Annotated in this window: 22 protein-coding genes and 1 pseudogene; 12 read left to right on the top strand and 11 right to left on the bottom strand. The window is 70.9% G+C overall.

Annotated features, from left to right (window positions below):
• Nucleotides 1-432: 432 nt before the first annotated feature.
• Nucleotides 433-1,008, bottom strand: coding sequence for a TetR family transcriptional regulator (locus tag JF597_RS02520; protein ID WP_030662916.1), 576 nt, complete (start codon nucleotides 1,006-1,008; stop codon nucleotides 433-435).
• Between the two features lie 98 nt (nucleotides 1,009-1,106).
• Between JF597_RS02520 and JF597_RS02515 the strand changes: the two genes are divergently transcribed.
• On the top strand, nucleotides 1,107-2,315 hold the full coding sequence (locus JF597_RS02515) for an MFS transporter (protein ID WP_293988010.1): 1,209 nt from the start codon (nucleotides 1,107-1,109) through the stop codon (nucleotides 2,313-2,315).
• Between the two features lie 269 nt (nucleotides 2,316-2,584).
• Here JF597_RS02515 and JF597_RS02510 read toward each other — a convergent pair.
• Nucleotides 2,585-2,845: pseudogene (locus tag JF597_RS02510) on the bottom strand (hypothetical protein); the annotation flags it as partial.
• Nucleotides 2,846-2,958: 113 nt separating this feature from the next.
• Here JF597_RS02510 and JF597_RS02505 point away from each other — a divergent pair.
• Nucleotides 2,959-3,663, top strand: a complete 705-nt coding sequence (locus JF597_RS02505; RefSeq protein ID WP_293988007.1) for a TetR/AcrR family transcriptional regulator — start codon at nucleotides 2,959-2,961, stop codon at nucleotides 3,661-3,663.
• Between the two features lie 39 nt (nucleotides 3,664-3,702).
• Here JF597_RS02505 and JF597_RS02500 read toward each other — a convergent pair whose 3' ends face one another.
• Genes JF597_RS02500 through JF597_RS02490 form a run of 3 tightly spaced genes read right to left on the bottom strand, consistent with a single transcriptional unit; the run spans nucleotide 3,703 to nucleotide 6,429 of the window.
• Nucleotides 3,703-4,161 carry a nuclear transport factor 2 family protein gene (locus JF597_RS02500; RefSeq protein WP_293988004.1) on the bottom strand — a complete coding sequence of 153 codons (459 nt, stop codon included), beginning with the start codon at nucleotides 4,159-4,161 and terminating at the stop codon, nucleotides 3,703-3,705.
• Nucleotides 4,158-5,123, bottom strand: coding sequence for a PDR/VanB family oxidoreductase (locus tag JF597_RS02495; RefSeq protein WP_293988000.1), 966 nt, complete (start codon nucleotides 5,121-5,123; stop codon nucleotides 4,158-4,160). The genes JF597_RS02500 and JF597_RS02495 overlap by 4 nt, the downstream gene beginning before the upstream one ends.
• Before the next feature lie 7 nt (nucleotides 5,124-5,130).
• Complete coding sequence (locus JF597_RS02490) at nucleotides 5,131-6,429, bottom strand: aromatic ring-hydroxylating dioxygenase subunit alpha (protein WP_293987997.1); 1,299 nt, start codon at nucleotides 6,427-6,429, stop codon at nucleotides 5,131-5,133.
• Between the two features lie 466 nt (nucleotides 6,430-6,895).
• On the opposite strand from JF597_RS02490, the gene JF597_RS02485 reads away from it, so the two are divergent.
• Genes JF597_RS02485 through JF597_RS02465 form a run of 5 tightly spaced genes read left to right on the top strand, consistent with a single transcriptional unit; the run spans nucleotide 6,896 to nucleotide 11,485 of the window.
• Entirely contained in the window at nucleotides 6,896-8,557 is a 1,662-nt protein-coding gene (locus JF597_RS02485) for a GMC family oxidoreductase N-terminal domain-containing protein (RefSeq protein WP_293987994.1), read from the top strand.
• Nucleotides 8,554-8,976, top strand: coding sequence for a heme-binding protein (locus tag JF597_RS02480; RefSeq protein ID WP_293987991.1), 423 nt, complete (start codon nucleotides 8,554-8,556; stop codon nucleotides 8,974-8,976). The genes JF597_RS02485 and JF597_RS02480 overlap by 4 nt, the downstream gene beginning before the upstream one ends.
• 37 nt (nucleotides 8,977-9,013) lie before the next feature.
• Nucleotides 9,014-10,090: an amidohydrolase family protein gene (locus JF597_RS02475; protein ID WP_293987988.1), complete on the top strand. Its 1,077-nt coding sequence runs from the start codon at nucleotides 9,014-9,016 to the stop codon at nucleotides 10,088-10,090.
• Entirely contained in the window at nucleotides 10,087-10,485 is a 399-nt protein-coding gene (locus JF597_RS02470; protein WP_293987985.1) for a DUF59 domain-containing protein, read from the top strand. The genes JF597_RS02475 and JF597_RS02470 overlap by 4 nt, the downstream gene beginning before the upstream one ends.
• Nucleotides 10,475-11,485: an alpha/beta hydrolase gene (locus JF597_RS02465; RefSeq protein WP_293987982.1), complete on the top strand. Its 1,011-nt coding sequence runs from the start codon at nucleotides 10,475-10,477 to the stop codon at nucleotides 11,483-11,485. Before JF597_RS02470 ends, JF597_RS02465 begins: the two co-directional genes overlap by 11 nt.
• Before the next feature lie 74 nt (nucleotides 11,486-11,559).
• Here the strand turns inward: JF597_RS02465 and JF597_RS02460 are convergent, their stop codons facing one another.
• The 6 genes from JF597_RS02460 to JF597_RS02435 all read right to left on the bottom strand — a co-directional run bounded on the left by JF597_RS02460 (nucleotide 11,560) and on the right by JF597_RS02435 (nucleotide 16,257).
• Nucleotides 11,560-12,771, bottom strand: a complete 1,212-nt coding sequence (locus tag JF597_RS02460) for a cytochrome P450 (RefSeq protein WP_293987979.1) — start codon at nucleotides 12,769-12,771, stop codon at nucleotides 11,560-11,562.
• 36 nt (nucleotides 12,772-12,807) lie between these two features.
• On the bottom strand, nucleotides 12,808-13,824 hold the full coding sequence (locus JF597_RS02455; RefSeq protein WP_293987976.1) for a PDR/VanB family oxidoreductase: 1,017 nt from the start codon (nucleotides 13,822-13,824) through the stop codon (nucleotides 12,808-12,810).
• Between the two features lie 69 nt (nucleotides 13,825-13,893).
• Nucleotides 13,894-14,676 carry an IclR family transcriptional regulator gene (locus JF597_RS02450; RefSeq protein WP_293987973.1) on the bottom strand — a complete coding sequence of 261 codons (783 nt, stop codon included), beginning with the start codon at nucleotides 14,674-14,676 and terminating at the stop codon, nucleotides 13,894-13,896.
• A gap of 105 nt (nucleotides 14,677-14,781) precedes the next feature.
• The gene (locus JF597_RS02445; protein ID WP_293987970.1) at nucleotides 14,782-14,994 is read right to left on the bottom strand and encodes a hypothetical protein; all 213 of its coding nucleotides are present in this window, start codon (nucleotides 14,992-14,994) and stop codon (nucleotides 14,782-14,784) included.
• Between the two features lie 64 nt (nucleotides 14,995-15,058).
• Nucleotides 15,059-15,481 (bottom strand): heme-binding protein, encoded by a 423-nt coding sequence (locus JF597_RS02440; RefSeq protein ID WP_030662871.1) that lies wholly within the window; start codon nucleotides 15,479-15,481, stop codon nucleotides 15,059-15,061.
• Nucleotides 15,482-15,615: 134 nt separating this feature from the next.
• A complete protein-coding gene (locus JF597_RS02435; RefSeq protein WP_293987964.1) occupies nucleotides 15,616-16,257 on the bottom strand; it encodes a TetR/AcrR family transcriptional regulator in 642 nt (213 codons plus the stop codon).
• A gap of 293 nt (nucleotides 16,258-16,550) precedes the next feature.
• Here JF597_RS02435 and JF597_RS02430 point away from each other — a divergent pair, with 293 nt between their 5' ends.
• The 5 genes from JF597_RS02430 to JF597_RS02410 form a co-directional block, all read left to right on the top strand.
• Entirely contained in the window at nucleotides 16,551-17,846 is a 1,296-nt protein-coding gene (locus tag JF597_RS02430; protein WP_293987961.1) for a Rieske 2Fe-2S domain-containing protein, read from the top strand.
• Between the two features lie 9 nt (nucleotides 17,847-17,855).
• Complete coding sequence (locus JF597_RS02425; RefSeq protein WP_366916372.1) at nucleotides 17,856-18,818, top strand: PDR/VanB family oxidoreductase; 963 nt, start codon at nucleotides 17,856-17,858, stop codon at nucleotides 18,816-18,818.
• Nucleotides 18,815-19,222, top strand: coding sequence for a nuclear transport factor 2 family protein (locus JF597_RS02420; RefSeq protein ID WP_030662861.1), 408 nt, complete (start codon nucleotides 18,815-18,817; stop codon nucleotides 19,220-19,222). The genes JF597_RS02425 and JF597_RS02420 overlap by 4 nt, the downstream gene beginning before the upstream one ends.
• 167 nt (nucleotides 19,223-19,389) lie before the next feature.
• Nucleotides 19,390-19,518, top strand: a complete 129-nt coding sequence (locus JF597_RS02415) for a hypothetical protein (RefSeq protein WP_293987952.1) — start codon at nucleotides 19,390-19,392, stop codon at nucleotides 19,516-19,518.
• A 48-nt stretch (nucleotides 19,519-19,566) separates the two neighbouring features.
• Nucleotides 19,567-19,948: aldehyde dehydrogenase family protein (locus JF597_RS02410; protein WP_293987949.1), on the top strand; the 382-nt coding region annotated here is incomplete at its 3' end.

Here is a 19,948-nt window from a genome sequence, read left to right as displayed (position 1 = left end):
GGCGTCCGGGCCCGCGAGATGAACGAGTTCACATGGCGCGCCGTTCTCTACGACCTCGCTGACGACGAAGTGTCGCCGGGGACGAGGACACTGACCGGAGAGGGCGGTCCGAGAGATGCGAACGGTCTCGACCTGCTGACGCCGGGCAGATCTCGGGCCCAAGGGCTCACAGCCCGTAGGTACACGGAGGCGGACCAGGAGAATGCCTCGGCAACGGCGAACTCGCCACCCTCAGCAACAAGTTCCTCGGCTGCGGATAGGGGCGGGGACCAACCGGAGCTGGTTGGCCGTTCATCCATACGTGGCTGGTGGAGGGGCACGCCGGCTGAGCCGATGCTCCCCCATGCCGATGTCCTGCCACCGCGCGTGGTCCGGCTTCGTCGACCGGCAGGTCGCCGCGCCCTCCCCGCCGCGGGTGCGTCCGCGGCGGGGTCACCGGTCTTGCCGGGGCGCCTCTCCCCCTGTCGACAGGGCCCGTACGGACCGCGCGACCTCGTCGCGGAGGTCGTCGAGGCTGTGGTCGGAGCCGAGGACCATGCGCCGCAACTGGGGCATGCCGATGCTCCAGCCGGCCAGGGCGAGGGTGAAGAACACGCGGGTCCGTGCGTCGCCGTCCGCCCCACCGGATTCGGCGGCGTCGATCTTGTCCTGGTAGTGGCGGGTGCGGGCTTCCTCCGCCGGGACGGGCTCCTCGCCGATCTCCAGGGCCTCCCACATGACCAGTCGCAGGGCCTCGGGGTGGGCGCGGTGGTAGTCGAAGAGGCGCTCGGCGTAGCCGGGCAGGTCGTCGCTCGGCGGGACGGCCTCGGCGAGGTCGGCCAGGGTGCGTTCGACGACGAGGGCGAAAAGCTTGCTCTTGTCGCCGAAGTAGTCGTAGATCGCGCGCTTGTTCGCCTTGGCCGCGGCGGCGATACGGTCCACCCGGGCGCCGGCGACGCCATGTCCGGCGAACTCCGTGGTCGCCGCAGCGAGGATGCGTTCTTTGGTCGCCGTGGAGTCGTATGCCATGCATCCGATGGTAACGAACTGGTTCGTTTGACGAATCCAAGGTGTGAGTGTCACGCTCCATAACCGAACCATCCAGTTCGTTCGGTTGGAGCTGAGTGATGACCCGCAAGCTGCCTCTTCTGATGGCGCTGGCCTGTGGCGTCGGCGTGGCGAACGTCTACTTCCCGCAGGCCCTCACCCGCCTCATCGCCGACGGTCTCGGCGTCCCACCGGCCACAGCGGCGATCGCGGCGACGGTGACCCAGCTCGGTTACGCCGTCGGCATCTTTCTGCTGGTGCCCCTCGGCGACCGCCTCCCCCGCCGCCCGCTGATCACCGGCCTGCTCGCGACAACCGGTGTCGCCCTCCTCGTCGCCGGTCTCGCCCCGGCCACCGGCCTCCTCCTTGCGGCGGGTGCCGTGGTGGGTGTGGCGACCGTGGTTCCGCAGCTCCTGCTGCCCATGGCCGCGGGTCTGGTCGAGCCCGATCGGCGCGGCAGTGTGATCGGCACCCTCCAGGCGGGCCTGATCGGCGGCATCCTGCTGGCCCGCACCTTCGGCGGCGTCCTGGGCGAGCACCTGGGCTGGCGCGCCCCGTATCTCGTCGCCGCCGTGCTGACCGGGCTGCTGGCCGTCGTCCTCGGCCTCGCCCTGCCGGGCAACGCCCCGGCCGTGCACGACCGCTACCCGACCCTGCTCGCCGACACCCTGCGGATGCTGCGCGACGAGCGGGAACTACGGCGCTCCGTGCTCTTCCAGGTCACCCTCTTCGGCGGGTTCAGCGCGGCCTGGACCGCGCTGGCCCTGCTCATCACCGGGCCCCGCTACGGCATGGGTACCCAGGCCGTGGGGCTGCTGGCCCTGATCGGGGCCGGCAGCATGTTCTGCGCCCCGGCGGCCGGCCGCTGGGTGGACCGGCTCGGCGCCGACCGGGTGAACCTGTGGTGCATCCTCGCCGCCCTCGCCGCGGCGGCGGTGCTCACTGCGGGCTCGCTGGGCGGAGTGGCGGGGCTGGTGGCGCTCGCGGTCGGACTGCTCCTGCTGGACGTGGCGGTGCAGTGCGGTCAGGTCGCCAACCAGGCCCGGATCTTCGCGCTGCGCCCCGAGGCCCGCAGCCGCCTGAACACCGGCTACATGACCTGCGCGTTCCTCGGCGGCAGCGCCGGATCATGGCTCGGCACCCGCGCCTACGTCCAGCTGGGCTGGGGTGCCGTCTGCACTCTCATCGCCGTTGCCGCTGTCCTCGCCCTCGCCGCGTACCTGACCGGTCGCCGCGGGCAGCCCAGCGGCCGGGAGACCCCGCCGCGGTTGGCCGACCTGCCGCGGTGAGGCGTCCCCGTCAGGCGCCGAAGCGGTACACCGTCCCGGTCGAGCGAGCCGCACCGTGCCGAGATCGCCGATTCGGCACGGTGCGGCGGTCGGTGCGGTCGGGTCATGCGGCGTTGAATCGGTAGGACCCCGCAAAAGGCCCGGTAGACCTTGTACGGCGCACCGCCCGAGGTGTCGTCACGTACGTGGGTGACACCCCGGGGCGCGGTAAGGGGCTTGTCCTGGGTGGGGACCCGGATCTCGGCCTCGGTGTTGTACGGGACGGTGACCGCGAGGTCGATCCTGCCGTCGTCGCGACGCCGCCACTGGGAGGACACCTCGCCGCGCACGGTGTCGATCGAGGCGCCACGTTCACCGCCGTCGGCGTGGACGTAGGCCGGCTGGTACGTGGCGCCGACACCCTCGCCCAGGCTTTCCGGCCACCAGGCCCCGACGGCTGCCGCGCCTGCTGCCGCGAGCGGGTCCTCGGAGGTCTCATGAGGGTGGTGGAGTCGTAGGGCCTGCCACCGCAGGGGGGTGCGCTTCGACATCGTGGACCGGCGCTTCGCGTCGCCCGGGGCCCGCACGCCGTCCCGCACCGGTCCGGCCTGCGACACCGCAGGTAGTTGACCTGTCCGACAAGGCCGCCGGTAAGGTCGTCCATGTGACAGAGGGCGAGACGACATCAGGAAAGTCGGGAACGGCGTCCGGCAGGCAGCAGCGCCGGAGGCACCCCGATGATCCCGGTCGTCAGCGGGACCCGGTGGGCACCCGGCGGGCCATCCTGTCCGCCGCCGCGACGGAGTTCGGCACCCATGGGTTCGACGGGGCCCGGGTCGTACGGATCGCCGAGGCGGCCGGCGTCAGCCATCAGCTGATCACCTATTACTTCGGGGGCAAAGGCGGGCTGTACGAGGCGCTGAGCGAGCAGTGGCTCGAGGAGTCCATGCGCGTCAGTCACGCCCGCACCTTCGCGGACGCCGTGCGGCGCTACGTCCACTGGGCCCATGAGGACACGCGATGGGTGCACACACTGACGCGTGAGGAACCCGGCACCCGCCCGCCCGCCGAGGACGAGCGGGCCGCCGAGCTGTTCAAGCACGTCGAGGAACTCCGCGAGCGGCAGGCGCGCGGTGAGTTGCGCAGTGACCTCGACGTGGGGGTCGTGGCCCTCGTCTTCTTCGCCGCCTCGATCGCTCCGGCGGCGATCCCGTGGATCGCCCGGGAACTGGGCCAACAGGACCCTGCCTCACCGGAGTTCATCGACCACTACGCGGACCAGTTGGGCCGGATCGTCTCCGCGCTCGCCGAAGCGGCACCGGCGGCACCGGACGAGGGCTCGCCGGTGAACGGCGAGCCCCAGGACTGACGGTGGCCGGCTTCCCAGGAGCCGGACATCCGGATGCCGTCAGCCGGGCGGCAGCCGCCGGGCCATCTGCAGATGCGCCAACTGCCAGCCACCCGACGGGGATCGCACCCAGACCCTGGTGACGGCGGCCTGGATGACGAAGGGAGTCAGCTCGGGCATGAAGGCGACCCGCATCTCCTGCAGGCAGCTGACCACGACCGTGGCGGCGAACCGCTGGACGGTCACGTCGATGGTGTCCACCTGGCTGGTGCGGCCCAGGCGTCCCGCGTACACCAGCCAGTCGTCCGCGCCGTGGATGTGGCCGACCGCCGAGTGCACGATCACGCAGTCGGGATGCAGCAGGGCACGGATCGCCGGCTCCGGGTCCGGGAGCATCTGCGCGGCGAGCCAGGCGGCCTCGGCGTCCTCGACCGTGGCGGGAGCGGAGGCGGCGACGGGGGCGGAGGCGTCGTCGGGACGGCTTGTCGCCGCGGTCGCCTCGGTCGATGGGCTGGTCACAGTTCGAGCTCCAGGATCGGGGACTTCGACCGGGACGAGCACGGGGTGAACAGCCCCTCCCCGCGCTCCTCGTCGGTCAGGACGTCGTCCCGGTGGTCGGGCTCGCCGGCGCGCACCCGCACGATGCATTCGCCGCAGATGCCCTGCCCACAGGAGTTGGGCGCATCGACGCCGTTCGCGAGCAGGACGTCCAGGACGCTCTGGTCCTCGGGGACGAGGTACTCCGCTCCCGTGGAGGACAGGCGCACGGTGAATCCGCCCTCCCCTCCCCCGCCGGGCTGGGGCGCGGCCGGGGGCGAGGCGCTGAAGCGCTCCTTGTGCAGGGCGGACGCGGGCCAGCCGAGTTCGGCCGCCCGCCCCAGCGCGTAGTCCATGAACCCGCCGGGACCGCAGACGTAGACCGCGGTGTCCGAGGCCGGCTCCCCCAGGTCGCGCCCCAGGTCAAGGAGTTGTTCCGGTGCCTGGTCGTCGAAGTAGAGGGTGACCCGCGGATGGTTCTCCAGCTCGGCGAGGAAGGCGGCCTCGCTCCGGCTGCGGGCGCAGTAGTGCAGGTGGTAGTCGCCCCCGGTGGCGTCGAGGCTCTGGGCCATCGACAGCAGCGGGGTGATGCCGATGCCGCCCGCCAGGAGCACGTGCCGACGCGCGGACGTGAGACGGAAGCGGTTGCGCGGCGCGGCGATGCGCAGCGTGTCGCCCTCGGCGAGGGCATGCATGGCGCGTGAGCCGCCGCGCGAGGCGGGCTCGTCGAGGACCGCGAGCCGGTACTGCTTGCGGATGCCCGGTGGCCCGCACAGGGAGTACTGCCGGATCAGTTCCGCCGTACCGACAGTCACGTCGATGTGGGCGCCGGGCTCGTACTCCCACAGCTCGTCGCCGTCGGCCCGGGCGAGGTCGAAGACCGCGATTCTCGGCGTGGCGTCGTACCGGGCCACGACGACCGCGTCCGTCCAGGTGGTGCTCACGCTTCGGTCACCCCCTTGCCGCCGTGGGCGCTGCCGCCCGGTCCGTCTCCGTGGGCGCCTCGGGTCGGGTGACAAGGCCGGCCTCCACGTGGCGGAGCGGCTCGCCGGGGGTGGCGACGCCGAGGGGGGTGCGTCCGGCCTCGATGTCGTCCAGCATCGTGCGGAGCATGCGCCGGAGCATGACGACGCCCTTGTCGGACGGTGCCAGGGTCTCCTCGGAGTGCTGGGTGATGGGGCCCTGCGACCACTGCGCCTCGTAGTCGCCGGGGAAGCGCTGCTTCTCCTCCTCGCTCAGCAGCCAGCCGTCCTTGCTGTTCTGCTTGATGCCGAACATGAAGGACGTGGCCCGCTCGGGGTCGGCGGAGCGGATGGAGAAGACCAGCCGGTGGTGGGTGTCGTCGGCGGGGACGACCCAGATCAGCATGTCGTTGCGGACGTCGGGGGTCGAGCGGATGAAGTCGGGCAGGGCGATGATGTTGGGCAGCATGCACTCCACGGACCACTCCAGGTCGACGGGTGCGCCACCGTCGCCCTCGGTGTCCTGGTAGCGCCAGATGTACCGCATGCCGTTGTCGGTGCGGTGGTAGCTGGTGCGCTCGGCGGCCGTGCGGTGGTCGTAGTAGCTCTCGGGGAAGCCGGTCGTGCCGGTGCCCTGGAACTGGAACCCGCTGTGGTGGGAGTGCAGCCACGCCGCGTGCACGGGGTCGACGGCGTTCTCGAACACCTGGAGCCAGTTGAAGTCCTGCTCCAGGCCTACGACCTCGGCACCGGGCACCATCCAGCTGGTGTGGTAGCTCTCGCCCTCCCCCAGGGGTTCGAGGCTGTCGTAGCGCGGCAGCGGGGGCTTGAGCTCGGGCGGCCCCATGTAGACGAAGACCAGGCCGTAGGCCTCCTCCACCGGGTACCACGGCTGACGTGCGAGGTTGCGGCGCTTGCCGCCGTCGAGTTCGCAGGCCTGGTCCAGGCAGTGGCCCCGCACGTCGAACTTCCAGCCGTGGTAGCAGCAGCGGATGCCGTCCTCCTCGATGCGGCCGTAGAAGAGGCTGCTGCCGCGATGCGCGCACCGCTCGAAGACGACGCCGGGGCGGCCCTGACCGTCCCTGAAGACGACCAGGTTCTCGCCCAGCAGGCGCACGCGGTGCGGCACTTCGCTGGTCAGGGCAGTGGAGCTGGCGATCGGCTGCCAGTGGCGGCGCAGCGCCTCGCCCATCGGGGTGCCGGGGCCGACCTCGGTCAGGCGGGCGTCGTGGGAGGAGGGCTTGCGGCCGTAGCCGGTTCCCGTGTCGGGCACGGTCGTGTCGGTCATGTGGACCATCTCCTCGGCGTTGAGGCAGTGGGGACGCGGGTACGAGGGCCGTTCGAGTGGTGGGACAGCCCGCGGTCGAGGCTTCTTCGCGCTGTCGCGAGGCGACACGGCACGAGCGTGCGGCGGCTCTTCCGGCACGCTCGGAAAGTGACGGACAGGCGCGGCGAGCGGTGTGCGCCCATGAGGCGTTCATGCCGTTGTACGGCTCTGATGAAAAACTGTCAATGGCTCCGACCTGGTTTGATGAATTACTTGCAGACCTCTGTCAGAACGCCGGACGCCCTTGTTACGGTGACCCGGCACCGAGGTGACGACCCGTTCGCGGGCTCCGCCGCACCTCGCGACAACCCTTGAGAACGTGCCGAGCCGGCGACCGCCTCCCCGCGACTTCCGCAGCTCCTCCAGCGCGCGTTCGCTCCAGAGCCGAAGGAGACGAGATGTCCGCACCCTCCGAAGGACCCTCCATATGAGCGCCGGGCACGGCGCCGAGTACGACTACGTCGTCGTCGGCGCGGGTACGGCCGGCTGCGTCCTCGCCGCGCGCCTGTCCGCGGACACCGGGACACGGGTGCTGCTGATCGAGGCCGGCCCGCCCGCGGACCGCGGCCTGCTCGTTCAACTGCCCCTCGGGGTCGGGCTGCTGTCGGGACGCAAGGGCATCGGCTGGGGTTACGAGTCGGAGCCCGAGCCGGGCCTCGACGGCAGGCGTATCCCCGTTCCGCGAGGCCGGCTGGTCGGCGGCACCGGGTCGATCAACGGCTCGACCCATGTCCGCGCGCACCGCCTCGACTACGACGACTGGGTCAAGTCCGGTGCGACGGGCTGGGGCTGGGACGACCTGCTGCCGTACTTCCGCCGCTCGGAGAGCAGTTGGCGCGGCGACACCGAGCACCACGGCGGGTACGGGCCGGTCACCGTGTCGACCACGGTCCGGCGAGGTCCTTTCGGCCGGCGTCTGGACAGCGCCGCCCGGTCGCTGGGCATCGAGTTCCCCGACGACACCCAGAGCGGGGACCCCACCGGAGCGGGCCAGATCGAGAACGCCATCCACCGCGGGCGACGGCACAGCACCGCCGCCGCGTATCTGCGCCCGGCACTGCGGCGACGCCAAAACCTCGCCCTGCTCACCGGGGTGCTGGTGGACACGCTCGTGCTCGGCCAGGGACGCGTGACGGGCGTCCGTGTCGTGAAGGGCGGACAGAGCCGGGTGATCCGGGCGGCCCGCGAGGTCGTGGTCTGCGCGGGTGTCTACAACTCGCCGCAGCTGCTGATGCGTTCGGGCATCGGTCCGGCGGATCACCTGCGCGAGCACGGCATCGAACCGGTGGCGGACCTGGCCGGCGTCGGCGCCAACCTCCAGGACCACCCGGCGGCTCCCGTGCTCTTCGACGTCAAGGATCCGGTGACCTTCCACGAACACCTGCGTGTCGACCGCGCGGCCGTGGGCGCGCTCCGCTGGTTCCTCACGGGGAATGGTCCGCTGGCCGGAATGCCGGAGTTCCTCTCCGCGTACATTCGCACCCGCCCCGACCTGGACCGTCCCGACGGGTTCCTCGGCATCCTGGGCGGCGGTTTCGACGCCCGGCCGTGGTTCCCCGGTATACGGCCGCTCAAGGACCGGCACTGCGTGGCACTCAACGCCGTCGCGACCCCCCGCAGCCGGGGCGAGGTCAGGCTGGGCTCCGCCGACCCGGCTGCCGCGCCGCGGATCACGTTCAACCTGCTCACCGAGCCGGAGGACGTCGCCGCGCTGCGGGAGACCGTGCGCACGACGCTGGCCGTCCTGCGCAGCCCTGAGGTCTCCCCGATGATCCGGGCGGAGCTCGCGCCGGGCCCCGACGTGCGCACCGACGCCGGCCTCGAGCGCTATCTGCGCGAGACCGGTTACTCCGCCAACCACGCCTGCGGCACATGCGCCATCGGAACCTCCGAGACCGCGGTCGTCGACCCCGAACTGCGGGTGCGCGGCATCGACGGGCTGCGTGTCGTCGACGCGTCGGTGCTGCCGACCGTGCCCGGGGCGAACATCAACGCCACCGTCATCGCCGTGGCGGAGAAGGCCTCGGACCTGATCCGCGAGATCCCGGCAGCCTCCGGTGCCCCGCTCCACGAGAGGACCGCGGGATGAGGGAACCGCTGTCGTACGCCATCGCGTACCGGGCGGCCGAGGCCGCGCTGGAGGCAGCCCGGGCCGAGGGGGCGCGGATCTGCGTGGCGGTCGTGGGCCGCAGCGGCGTCACCAAGGTGCTGCTCAGCGACGACGGAGTCGGCCCCATCGGGATCGAGACCGCGCGCCGCAAGGCCTGCACCGCAGCCGTCACCGGCGTCTCGACCTCGCAGTTCGCCGCTTTCGCCGCGTCACCCGCGATGGCCGTCGCGCCCGTGCACCTCGTCGACGCGCACCTCCTGCCGGTGCCGGGCGGGGTGCCCATCACCGTGGACGACAGCGAGGTCATCGGCGGCGTCGGCGTCGGCGGAGCCGACGGCGAGACCGACGAACGACTCGCCTCCCGCGCCCTGGAAGGCCTCAAGGACCTGATCGCGTGAGTGCCTCTGCCACCCGTGACACCGAAGGAGAACGACCGTGATCGAGGACTTCCTCGTCGTCGAGGGCGTGGCCCACAACTACAACTTCCGGCCCGAGAACTGCGTCAACCCGCATATCGGGGCGGCCATCGGCGAGCACCTCTACGGCCTGCACAAGCGGGTCAGCGGCCCCGCGTACACTCTCGAACGCTCCGCCTACATGCAGGGTGCGGGCGCCGACATCATCGGCCGGGCCCTGCTCGCGGAGAGCCAGACCGATGTGATCGCCTACCACGAGACCCCCATCTACGGCCACTTCCGGGACGGGGGCTCGGCGCTGAGCTTCGGGCTGGAGATGCGCGAGAAGTGGCCGCAGCGCGTGCTGATCTACGGCGCGGTGTCCCCGCTGCGCCCCGGCGCCCTGGACCGGGTGGACGAGCTGGTGGAGAAGCACCGGGTCAACGCCCTCAAGCTCTATCCGATCGACGTCGTCGAGGGCCGGGTGACAGCGCTGGACATGGGTGACCCGGAGATCTGCTTCCCGCTGTTCGAGCGGGCCCGGCAGCACGGTCTGAAGGTCGTGGCCATCCACAAGGCCCTCCCGGTCGGGCCCGGGCCGACCTCCGCCCTCGGGTTGAGCGACGTGGAAGCCGCCGCGTTGGCCTTTCCCGACCTCACCTTCGAGGTCGTCCACGGAGGCATGGCCTTCGTCGAGGAGACGGCCCTCCAGCTGGAGTCCTTCCGCAACATATGGGTCAACCTGGAGGCCACGTCGTTCATGGCGGTCTACGCGCCCCGCCGCTTCGCCCAGGCGATGGGTGCCTTCCTGCAGGCCGGCGCCGCCGGGCGGATCATCTGGGCGACCGGCTGCGACGCCGTCCACCCCCGGCCGGCGATCGAGGCGTTCTGGAACTTCGAGATGCCCCGTGACCTGATCGAGGAGTACGGACTGCCCGAGCTCACCAAGGAGATCAAGGCCGACATCCTCGGTCGCAACTTCCTGCGGATGCACGGCATCGACGAGAAGGACCTCCGCGAGCGCATCCGCGGCGACGAGTTCGACACCACCGAACTCCAGGAGCCGTGGGGCGGACGGGTCGCCCCGGTCGACGACGCGTTGGCCGGTGCCCGATGACGGTCACGGAAACCCAGGTCCGCGCGACGCTCAACGAGATCCTCGATCCGTGCAGCATCACCGCGGGAGTCCCCGCCGGACTCGACGACATGGGACTCGTCGGTGACATTCGCGTCCAGGACGACGGCGCCGGCGGTCAGCGCATCACGGTCACTGTCGGCGTGACCGAGCCGAGCTGCGTGCTCATCGGCTCGTTCGCGACCGAGGCCCAGGTCCGGCTCACGGCTCTGACCGGAGTGTCCGCGGTGGACGTGCGGCTGGCGGACGACTTCGACTGGACCCCGGACAGGCTCGCACCGCACTACCGGCGACGGCTCGACGAACACCGTGAACACAAGCGTCGTGCCCTCCCCCTTCTCGCCATGACCAGGACAGGACCAGCAGGTGACCAGTGAGCCCCCGCAGCAGACGCAGGCCTTGGGCCTGACGGCCGTAACGGCGAACAACGCCGCCGTCATGGGCCGCTTCATGGAAGGGCTCAGCCGGGCACCGCTCCCGTCCGAGAGGGTCGACCCGACTCCAGTCCGGGTGGTGCGCGACATCGCATACGGCGCGGCACCGGGCGCGGACCTGCGGATGGATCTGTACCTGCCTACGTTCGCGACGGCCCCCACTCCCGTGATCGTGTGGCTTCCGGGTGGCGGCTGGCGGCATCAACGCCGGGGCTACGGGCCCCGCTTGACCCGGCTCTTCGCCGAACGCGGATACGCCATGGCGGACATCGAGTATCGCTCCTCCGAGGTCGCCGTCTGGCCCGCGCAACTGCACGACGTGCAGGCCGCGTTGGGCCGCCTGCACGACCTCGCGGACACCAACGGCCTGGACCCGGCGTCGATCGGCCTGTGGGGCAGCTCGTCCGGCGCGCACCTCGCACTGCTCACGGCCTTCGCCACCGACGCCGACGGCTCCCCCGCGGTGCCCGGCGTACGCGCGGTGGTGGCGGGCTATCCCCCGAGCGATCTGCTCCGGCTCAATGAGGACGCGCTGCCCGGGGGAATGCTGGGCGTGGATCCCTCCGATCCGGCATGGGGTCTGCTGGGCGGCCCGCCGGCGGACCGGGCCGCCGCCGCGGTCGAGGCCAGCCCGGCCCGGCAGGTCCACCCGCGGGTGCCGCCCGTGCTCCTCCTGCACGGTGACGCCGACCTGCTCATCGGCCCGGGCCAGAGCCGCCGCCTCCACGACACCCTGGTCGCCGCGGGCGCAGAGTCCCATATGCTGCTGGTGCACGGCGCCGACCACGGCCTCCTCAACACCGGCGCCTGGGAACTGAACCCCATGACGGCCACGGTGCGGTCCTCCCGCTTCCCGGACGCCGTGGGCTCCGTGCGGCTGACCCCCCAGCTGATCGAGCGCTTCTTCGACCGCCACCTGCGGAACGACCCCTGGAACACCTGACACACCACGGCGCTACGACCGCATCGGCCGCGCCGTGTCGCGTCACGCTCCGTGTCCCGACGCACCGTGTCCCGTCACGCTCCGTGGACGCGCACGGGCAGGGATGCCCATGAGCGCAAGGTGTTGTTGGGGTGGCGGTGCGGTGTGCCGATGAGTTCGATGCGCTCGACGCGGCGGGCCAGGGCGGTCAGCAGTGCTTCGGCCTCCAGGCGGGCCACGTGCTGGCCGATGCACTGATGGACGCCCATGCCGAAGCCGACATGCCCGGAAGGGTCACGGGTGAGGTCGAAGCAGTCGGGCTCGTGCCAGCGGTCAGGGTCCCGGTTCGCCGCGCCCAGGAACATGAGGATCTTCGTGCCCGCCGGGACGACGGTACCGGCGAGGGTGACGTCGGTGGTGGCGGTGCGGAAGAAGGTCTGCACCGGGGACTGCCAGCGGACCGCCTCGTCGAACGCGGAGCGCGCCGACTCCGGCCGCTGCCGCAGCCGTTGCCACTCGCCGGGATGGGTGGCGAAGGCGTACAGGCAGGCCGCCAGTCCGTGCACGGTGGTGTCGACGCCGGCGGTGAGCAGGGAACGCACCACCAGCGGTGCCTGTTCGTACGTCAGGTCGCCACGGTCCGCGGCGGCCCAGATCCGCGCGCCGAAGCCGTCCTCGCTCAACGCCTCCCGTGCGCACTGGGCGTTCACCCATGCCGACAGTTCGGCCACTCGGTGCGCGTCCGCCGCGACGAGGTCGTTGCGCGGGCCGAAGGCGTTGAAGGCCATGTTGCCGTACGGCAGGAGGTGCTCCCGGCCGTCCGGGCCCAGGCCGACCGCGTCCGGAAACGCCCGCAGCGGAAACGCCTGCGCCAGCGCGGTGAAGGCGTCGAACTCGGTTCCCTCGGCGAGGACTTGGTCGACAAGCTCCTCGGCCACCCCTGCCCACGCCGTGCGTAGCCGCACCAGGGCGGGCGGGGCGAGGATCTCGCGCAGCACCCGGCGCGGGGCGTCATGCCGGGGCGGGTCGGCCTCCAGCAGCAGGCTCGGCGGACGCCATGGCTTCTCGTGCCGGAAGTTGGCCAGGCCCACGCCCGAACCCGACTCGAAACGCTGCCAGTCCACCAGGGCCGCGTGCACCTGTTCGTAGCGGGCCAGCGCGTGGACGTCGTAGCGCGACAGATACACGACAGGACCGGCCTCGCGCAGGGCCTGGTGCAGCGGTTCGGGGTCCAGGAGGACCTCGTGGGCGAACGGGTCGGCGTCACTGACGGGCGGCAGGACGGCACGCTCCAGTGCCTCGGTCATCGCGGCTCCTTGGGACAAGGGGGAAGACAGGTGATCTCAGAGATCGAGGACGAGACGGTCGCCGCAGGAGCGCGACACGCACAGGAACATGCAGTCGTTCGCGGCCCGTTCGTGGTCGGACAGCACCGAGTCCCGGTGGTCCGGCCGGCCTTCGAGCACGGGTGTCAGGCACGTTCCGCAGGTGCCCTGTTCGCAGGAGGACAGCACGTCCGCACCGGCGCGGCGCACCGCCTCCAGCACGGACATCTCCTGGGTGACGGTCACGGTCCGTCCGGTGCGGCGCAGTTCGACCTCGAAGGGCTCCTCCCGCACCGGCGCGGACTGCGCGGCGGCGGTGAAGCGCTCGGTGCGCAGGGCGTACGGCGGCCAGTCGGCGCAGACCGCTGCGACAGCGGCGAGCAACGGGGCGGGGCCGCAGCAGTACACCTTGGTGTCGCTGCGCGGTGTGCCCAGCCAGGCCACCAGGTCCAGCAGCCCGAGCTCGTCCTGCGGGACGACGTGCACCCGCTCGCCGTAGGCCGCAGTGAGCTCCTCACGAAAGGCCATCGACGCCCGCGTATGCCCGCCGTACAGCAACTGCCAGTCAGCGCCGAGCAGTTCGGCCTGTCGCACCATGGGCAGCAGCGGGGTGATGCCGATGCCGCCCGCGATGAAGAGGTACTTCTCCGACGGCACGAGGGGGAAGTGATTGCGCGGACCGCCGACACCGACCCGGTCACCCGGACGCAGCCGGTCGTGCACCTGGGCGGATCCTCCCCGGCCCGCGGCCTCCCTCAGCACGGCGATCCGGTAGGTGTGCGCGTCCCATCGGTCGCCGCACAGCGAGTACTGCCGGGTCGTCCCTCCCCCACTCTCGGCTGCGCTCGAGCGGGGGGACCCCCATGGCAGCACCAGGTCGATGTGCGAACCCGGCGTCCAGTCGGGCAGCCGGGCGCCGCCCGGGTGGGTGAGGGTGAGTGACACGACGCCCTCGGCGACGTGCTCCTTCGCGGAGACCATCAGTCCCGGACCGACACCGGGCCCGGCGTCCGCCACCGCACTGGTTCCGACCACGTTGTCGCCTCCCGTCGTTGGGGTTGCCCGCAGGATGCGCGGCGACGGGAGACGGCCGCGACGGCATTCTCAATCAGTGAGAGACGAATCCTTGAGAGACGCACTTCCGCCGGCTCCCAGCGCGCGGGAGACACCTCGTGCCGCCGTCCGCACCACGGGCACGACGGACGAGCCCCCCGCCTCGTTGGGCACGATCACCGCCAGCGCGGCCACCACGTCACCCCGCGCGTCCCGCACCGGCGCCGCGACCCCCAGGGCGTCCGGGTGGACGTAACCCGGGCAGTACGCGTACCCCTGGCGGCGGACCTCGGCCAGTACGGCCCGTAGCCGCGCGGGGGTGACGGGGGTGTCCGGGGTGTAACGGTCCAGGGGCCCGTCGAGCACCCGTTCCCGGAGGTCGGCGGGGCCGTGGGCGAGCAGGACCAGGCCGCTCGAGGAGGCGTGCAGGGGGAGGCGGCCCGCTATGCGGGTGTAGTTGATCACGGCCTCCGGTGCGGTCAGCCGTTCCAGGAACAGCACCTCGTCGCCGTCCAGCACGCCGAGCTGCACGTGGTGACCGACGACGTCGTGGACGCCCTCCATGAACGGCATGGCCGCGTTGCGCAGCGACAGGGAGGGTGAGGCCCGGGTGGCCAGCTCCCACAGGCGGACGCCGATCCTCACCCGGCGGTCGTCGTCCCGGGTCAGGAAGCCGTACGACACCAGCTCGGCCACCAGGCGCGACGCGGTCGCCACGTGCAGCCCCGTGCGCCGGGAGATCTCCGAGACGGTCAGGGCCGACTCCTCCGGCGTGAACGCCTCGAAGATGCGGACGGCCCTCGCCAGCACCGACTCGCCGTTCTGTGTCCTCACCCCGCCATCATCAGATCCCTTTCCGACACGTCAAGCCCGCGATGCGACGTGACGGCGGGTGGGGGCCGTGGGGACCAGGGCCGGTGATCTCGGGTCGTCGGGATTTCAGAGGAAGTCGGGCAACGCCTGGTCCATTCCGAGCAGGCTGAGTGCGTATTCGCCCCGGCTCATCAATGCGTTGTTCAGGCCGTGGCGGCTGGCGACCTCGAGGTCGCGCCACACTCGCTGCAGCGGGTTGGACAGCGCGGAGCTGCGGGTGCCCCCGAGCCCGGCCTGTACCAGTTCGCCAACGGTGCCGCCGTCACACCGGGGTGGCAACGGCGGCAGCGGCCCTCAGCGCAGCCGCTGTACCGACCAGCCTGCAGCCCCGCGCAACAACGACCTACGCGACGACCTTCGCGACGGAATCGCGGGCCTGCTGCGCGATGCGGTCGTCCGTGGTGTCGTCGGCCCCGCCCACGCCGATGGCGCCGATGACCTCGCCGTCGGCCGTCACGATCGGCACGCCGCCGGCGACCGGCAGAAGGTTGGCATCGACCAGGTGGGGAGGTGCCAGCTGCATCTGGGGGGACGCCGCGAAGGCCGCGAACTGGGCTGTCGGGACACCGCTCACGGCCGACGTGTAGGCCTTGCGTCGCGCGGTCTCCACACCGAGCAGGCCCACGCCGTCGTCACTGAGGAGAACCTTCGTGACACCACTTCGGTTGACCACGACGGCACACACCTTGTGACCCTCGGCCCGTCCTGCTTCCAGAGCGGCGAGTGCGGCACCGTGCGCGATCTCGTAGCTGAGCGGCTCTCGCATGGAGCGGTTCCTTCCCTTGCCGGCCTCTCGTCGACCGAAAGGTCGAGGGGCCGTCTTCCGTGGAGTCCGCTCAGTATGTCGCCACCGGACGCGAATGTGAAGCGTGGATCACATTCACATCTGGTACGGCGAGCTCACCGCACCGCCGTTCCGAGCAGGTACAGGCAGGCGACGTTCACCAGCTCATCAGTGAGCTGACGCCACGTCAGGGGTCGGTCGGACTCGAAGGGTTCGCCGTACAGCACACGGTTCTGGCAGGTCCCGTAGATCAAGCGATAGACGACATCCACGCGCGCCTCCGGCTCCGGCGCGTCGATCAACGGCACGATCGGCTCGAGGAACTGTCGGAAGACACGGACGGCGTCGATGGCGGCCTCGGAGCCGACCCGGGCCACCGATGGATCGGTGGCGCCTGCGGCCAGGAAGACGCGCATCAGGCGCTCGTGCGCCTGATACGTCTCGGTGAGTCCGGAGACCGCCGAGGCGATCAGCGCGGCCGGATCCGTGCGCAGTGGAGTGAAGCGGCGGATGATGTCGGCGCGGAACTGGTCGATCATGTCGTGCTGCAAGGCCGCGATCAGGCGGTCCTTGTCACCGAACCGGCGATAGACGCTGCCCACCGAGACACCCGCCCGGGCGGCGACGGCCGCGACGGTGAGCGCCTCGGTGCCGCCCTCTTCGAGCAGGGCCGTGCCCGCCTCCAGGATGCGCTGCTGGGTCAGCCGACTGCGCGCCTGCTGCGCCGGCGGCAGGTCGAGGGACGGTTCGATACTCACCGCACCAGCGTATACGCCGCCAACGTCCCCTCCGGCAGCCCCTGTAGCGGCGCCGCCGGACAGCCATCAGCGGTGCACCTCATCGCCTCCCGTCCCCCACCATGCCTTCTGCCGAGCGACCACTTCCCCGGCCGACGGGCACCTGAGCATGACCCTTGACGCACTCGCGGGTTAAATGCGAATGTGAATCAACAATCCTATTCGAGGTCGCACACGACGGTGCCCTCGCAGGTGTTCCCATTGCCCTGCATGCTCCATCTGCTGTGCACCCGAGCCGCACGGGAGACAGAACGATGACCACCACTTCAGAGGTCGACACCGGCACGGCCTACGGCCGCCCGAAGCCTTCGTACAACGCCCGCCTCCGCGAGGTCGGCCCCGGTACGCCCATGGGCGAGGCACTGCGTCGCTACTGGCACCCGATCGCAAGCTCGGAAACGCTCATCGCCGGCGCCCTGCCGCAGAAGACCCGCGTACTGGGCGAGGACCTGGTCGTGTTCCGGGACGGGCAGGGCAACCCCGGTGTCGTGATCGAGCGCTGCACCCACCGCGGCGCCAGTCTCTTCTACGGCCGCGTCGAGGACGACGGTATCCGCTGCTGCTACCACGGCTGGAAGTTCGACGTCCAGGGCCGCTGCATCGAGCAGGCGTGCGAGCCGGGCCTGGGGCGCAAGCGCGACGCCGCCCGTCAGCCGTGGTACCCCGTCGGGGAGCGCTACGGCCTGGTCTTCGTCTACATGGGCCCGCCCGAGCTCAAGCCCGAACTCCCCCGCTACGACGCGCTGGAGAACCCCGCGGAGGACGAGAAGTACTTCGCCAGCTGGCCGGTTCCGCACGCCGCGGTCACCGGCATGCCGGCGGACTTCAGCTGGCTCAACCTCTACGAGAACTCCGCCGACCCGTCGCACGTCACCTGGCTCCACTCCGCGCACAGTGGATATCAGATGAAGGGAACCGGCACCTTCGGCTACCCCGAGAACTTCTTCGACCCGGCCACCATCGCCGAGCGTCTGACGTACGAGCGCACGGACCACGGCCTGAAGCAGACCCAGCGACTCGAGGTCGAGGGCGAGAACGGCGAGGTCGTCGAGCTCGGCTTCACGATGGAGCAGCTCCTTCCCAACGTCTTCGGCCTGCCGGACTTCGTGACCGTCGCCCCCGACAAACGGCAGGACCAGTTGCTGTGGGTCGTGCCCTCCGACGACACCAGCCACCGGCTCTTCTTCTCGATCCGCACGAACAATCCCCAGCGCATGGTCGACTTCGCCATCGGCATCACGCAGAACGGCAAGCAGAACCACGAGCTGACCGACGAGGAGCGCCAGAGGTTCCCCGGTGACGCGGAGGCCCAAGGCTCACAGGGAGCGATCACCCTGGACTCCGAGGAGACTCTGGCCACCCAGGACCGCGGTGTCGTCGCGCTGCGTCGCATGCTGCTCACGATCGTCGACGACGTCGAAGCCGGGCGCGACCCGATCAACATCATCCGCGACGCGTCGGAGGTCCACCACACCCACGCCGGCCTCTTCACCCTCGGCAGGCGCCCCGCGGGCGACGACGCCGGCGCCCCGGCCGCGGCTGGTGTCTGAGCAAGAATGATGAGCATTGAGTGGCTCGACACCATCGTGGCCGCCCGGCGCGACGCGACCGCCCGGGTCGTGGTGCTCGAACTGGTCAGTCCCGACGGCGTCGAGCTCCCGGAGTTCGCCGCCGGTGCCCACGTGGACGTACTGGTGGACGATGCCGCCGGCCTGGTCCGCCAGTACTCCCTGTGCGGGCCGCCGCACGACCGCACCCGGTACCGGCTGGCAGTGCTGGCCGAGACGGCGTCGCGCGGCGGCTCGCTGGGGATGCACCGGCTCCGCGAGGGCGACCGGCTGCGGATCTCCATGCCGCGGAACAGGTTCGGGGTCTCGGACGAGGCACGTCGCCATGTGCTGGTGGCCGGCGGTATCGGCGTGACTCCCCTGTTGGCCATGGCGCACGAGCTCGAAGCCAGGGGCGCGGAGTACGAGTTGCACTACTGCGCCCGGAGCCGGGCGGACTCGGCGTTCGCCGACGAGCTGGAGCACAACCCCCGCGTCCGGCTCCACTTCGACGACGGCCCGGACGACCAGCGGTTCAGCACCGCCACCGACATCGGCCCGCCCGACCCCGACACGGTGGTCTACGTCTGTGGTCCCGGCGGCTTCATGGACTTCGTGATCTCGTCCTCACTCGGAGCGGGATGGCCCGCCGAAGCGATTCACAAGGAGCGCTTCGCCCCCGTGGAGGACGCCGCCGCCCACACGGCCGGCGGGGCTTTCACGGTGCGGCTCGCCAAGACCGGCGGCGAGTTCGAGATCAAGGACGGCGAGAGCGTCCTCGATGTCCTGCTCGCGGCCGGCGTCGACGCCCCCTACTCCTGCCAGCAGGGAATCTGCGGCGACTGCATCGTGCGCGTGATCGCCGGAGAGCCCGATCACCGCGACGACGTCCTGACCGACCGTGAGCGCGCCGACGGCATGTTCACCACGTGCTCGTCACGAGCACTCTCACCGATCCTGGAGCTGGACCTATGACGACAACGACGTCCACCGCGAACCCCGAAGCCGTCGAGGCGATCAAGCAGGCAGAGGCCGCATGGCTCGCCGCTCTCGTCGAGGGCGAGAAAGCGTTGATCCCCCTCATGCTCGAGGACAGCCGCGTCGTCCATGGCCCGGTCGGGATGGTCGACGACCGGGAGACCTGGGCCCATTTCCATGTGACCCGCCGCCGCTCCGTTGCCGCGAAGGCCACGGAGCTCGAGATCACGGTGCGTGGCAACACCGCGATCACCACGTGTTTCCACGAGATGTACACCGTCCTCGACGAGAACCTCGCGCCGTTCCCGATGCAGGAGGTGGTGACGAAGGTCTGGGAGGAGACCGCGGAGGGCTGGCTCCTGGCCCACATGGTCATGGGCAGGCGTTTCCCGCCGGTCTGACATCCAGGAAGGCCGACGGCCACAATCCTCACGCCGCTGTTCGATGAATGGACAACGGCGTTCAGATTCTGCCGCCGGACATGGAGTGTTCGACTACGTGGTTCGTGCGGCGATCGCCCTGCATGGTTCATGCGGCGATCGCCGCTGTCGTGGAAGTGAGGCAACACATGTCAGCCACTGAGACCGAGGCACCCGCATCCGGTGCGGTCCGGACCAGCGACCTCCTCATCGCGGGCGAGCACATCGCGGCCAGGAACGGCCGCTACTTCCATACGACCGAGGCCCTCACCGGTTAGCCGATCGCGCGGGTCGCGGCGGCCTCCGTCGAGGACGTCAACCTTGCGGTGGACGCGGCGGCGGCCGCCCTACCGGAGTGGTCGAGCCTCCCGCCGGCCGCGCGCCGGTCGATCCTGGAGCGGGCCGCCGTGCTGCTCGGCGAGCGCACCGACGAGATCGTGGCCACGATGAGCCGCGAGATGGGTGCCACCCTCCCCTGGTGCGGCTTCAACGTGCACGTCGCGAAGGGCATGCTCGTCGAGGCAGCAGCCCAGGCCTACGCGGCCGTCGGCGAGGTCATCCCCTCGGACGTGCCCGGCCTGACCGCCCTCGGCGTGCGTCAGCCGGTCGGCGTCGTCGTCGGCATCGCACCCTGGAACGCGCCGCTGATCCTCGGCGTGCGCTCCATCGTGTGGCCGCTGGTGTGGGGCAACACCGTGGTGCTGAAGT

This window comes from Streptomyces sp., assembly GCF_019510245.1.
Taxonomy (GTDB): domain Bacteria; phylum Actinomycetota; class Actinomycetes; order Streptomycetales; family Streptomycetaceae; genus Streptomyces.
Note: the sequence above shows the minus strand (reverse complement) of the source record. Positions and strands in the feature narration are given on the sequence as shown.

Coding starts and splice junctions, on each gene's coding strand:
- JF597_RS02520 (WP_030662916.1), bottom strand. CDS start 1,008: ATGGCATACGACTCCACGGCGACCAAAGAACGCATCCTCGCTGCGGCG.
- JF597_RS02515 (WP_293988010.1), top strand. CDS start 1,107: ATGACCCGCAAGCTGCCTCTTCTGATGGCGCTGGCCTGTGGCGTCGGC.
- JF597_RS02490 (WP_293987997.1), bottom strand. CDS start 6,429: ATGACCGACACGACCGTGCCCGACACGGGAACCGGCTACGGCCGCAAG.
- JF597_RS02485 (WP_293987994.1), top strand. CDS start 6,896: ATGAGCGCCGGGCACGGCGCCGAGTACGACTACGTCGTCGTCGGCGCG.
- JF597_RS02480 (WP_293987991.1), top strand. CDS start 8,554: ATGAGGGAACCGCTGTCGTACGCCATCGCGTACCGGGCGGCCGAGGCC.
- JF597_RS02470 (WP_293987985.1), top strand. CDS start 10,087: ATGACGGTCACGGAAACCCAGGTCCGCGCGACGCTCAACGAGATCCTC.
- JF597_RS02460 (WP_293987979.1), bottom strand. CDS start 12,771: ATGACCGAGGCACTGGAGCGTGCCGTCCTGCCGCCCGTCAGTGACGCC.
- JF597_RS02440 (WP_030662871.1), bottom strand. CDS start 15,481: ATGCGAGAGCCGCTCAGCTACGAGATCGCGCACGGTGCCGCACTCGCC.
- JF597_RS02430 (WP_293987961.1), top strand. CDS start 16,551: ATGACCACCACTTCAGAGGTCGACACCGGCACGGCCTACGGCCGCCCG.
- JF597_RS02425 (WP_366916372.1), top strand. CDS start 17,856: ATGAGCATTGAGTGGCTCGACACCATCGTGGCCGCCCGGCGCGACGCG.
- JF597_RS02420 (WP_030662861.1), top strand. CDS start 18,815: ATGACGACAACGACGTCCACCGCGAACCCCGAAGCCGTCGAGGCGATC.
- JF597_RS02415 (WP_293987952.1), top strand. CDS start 19,390: ATGTCAGCCACTGAGACCGAGGCACCCGCATCCGGTGCGGTCCGGACC.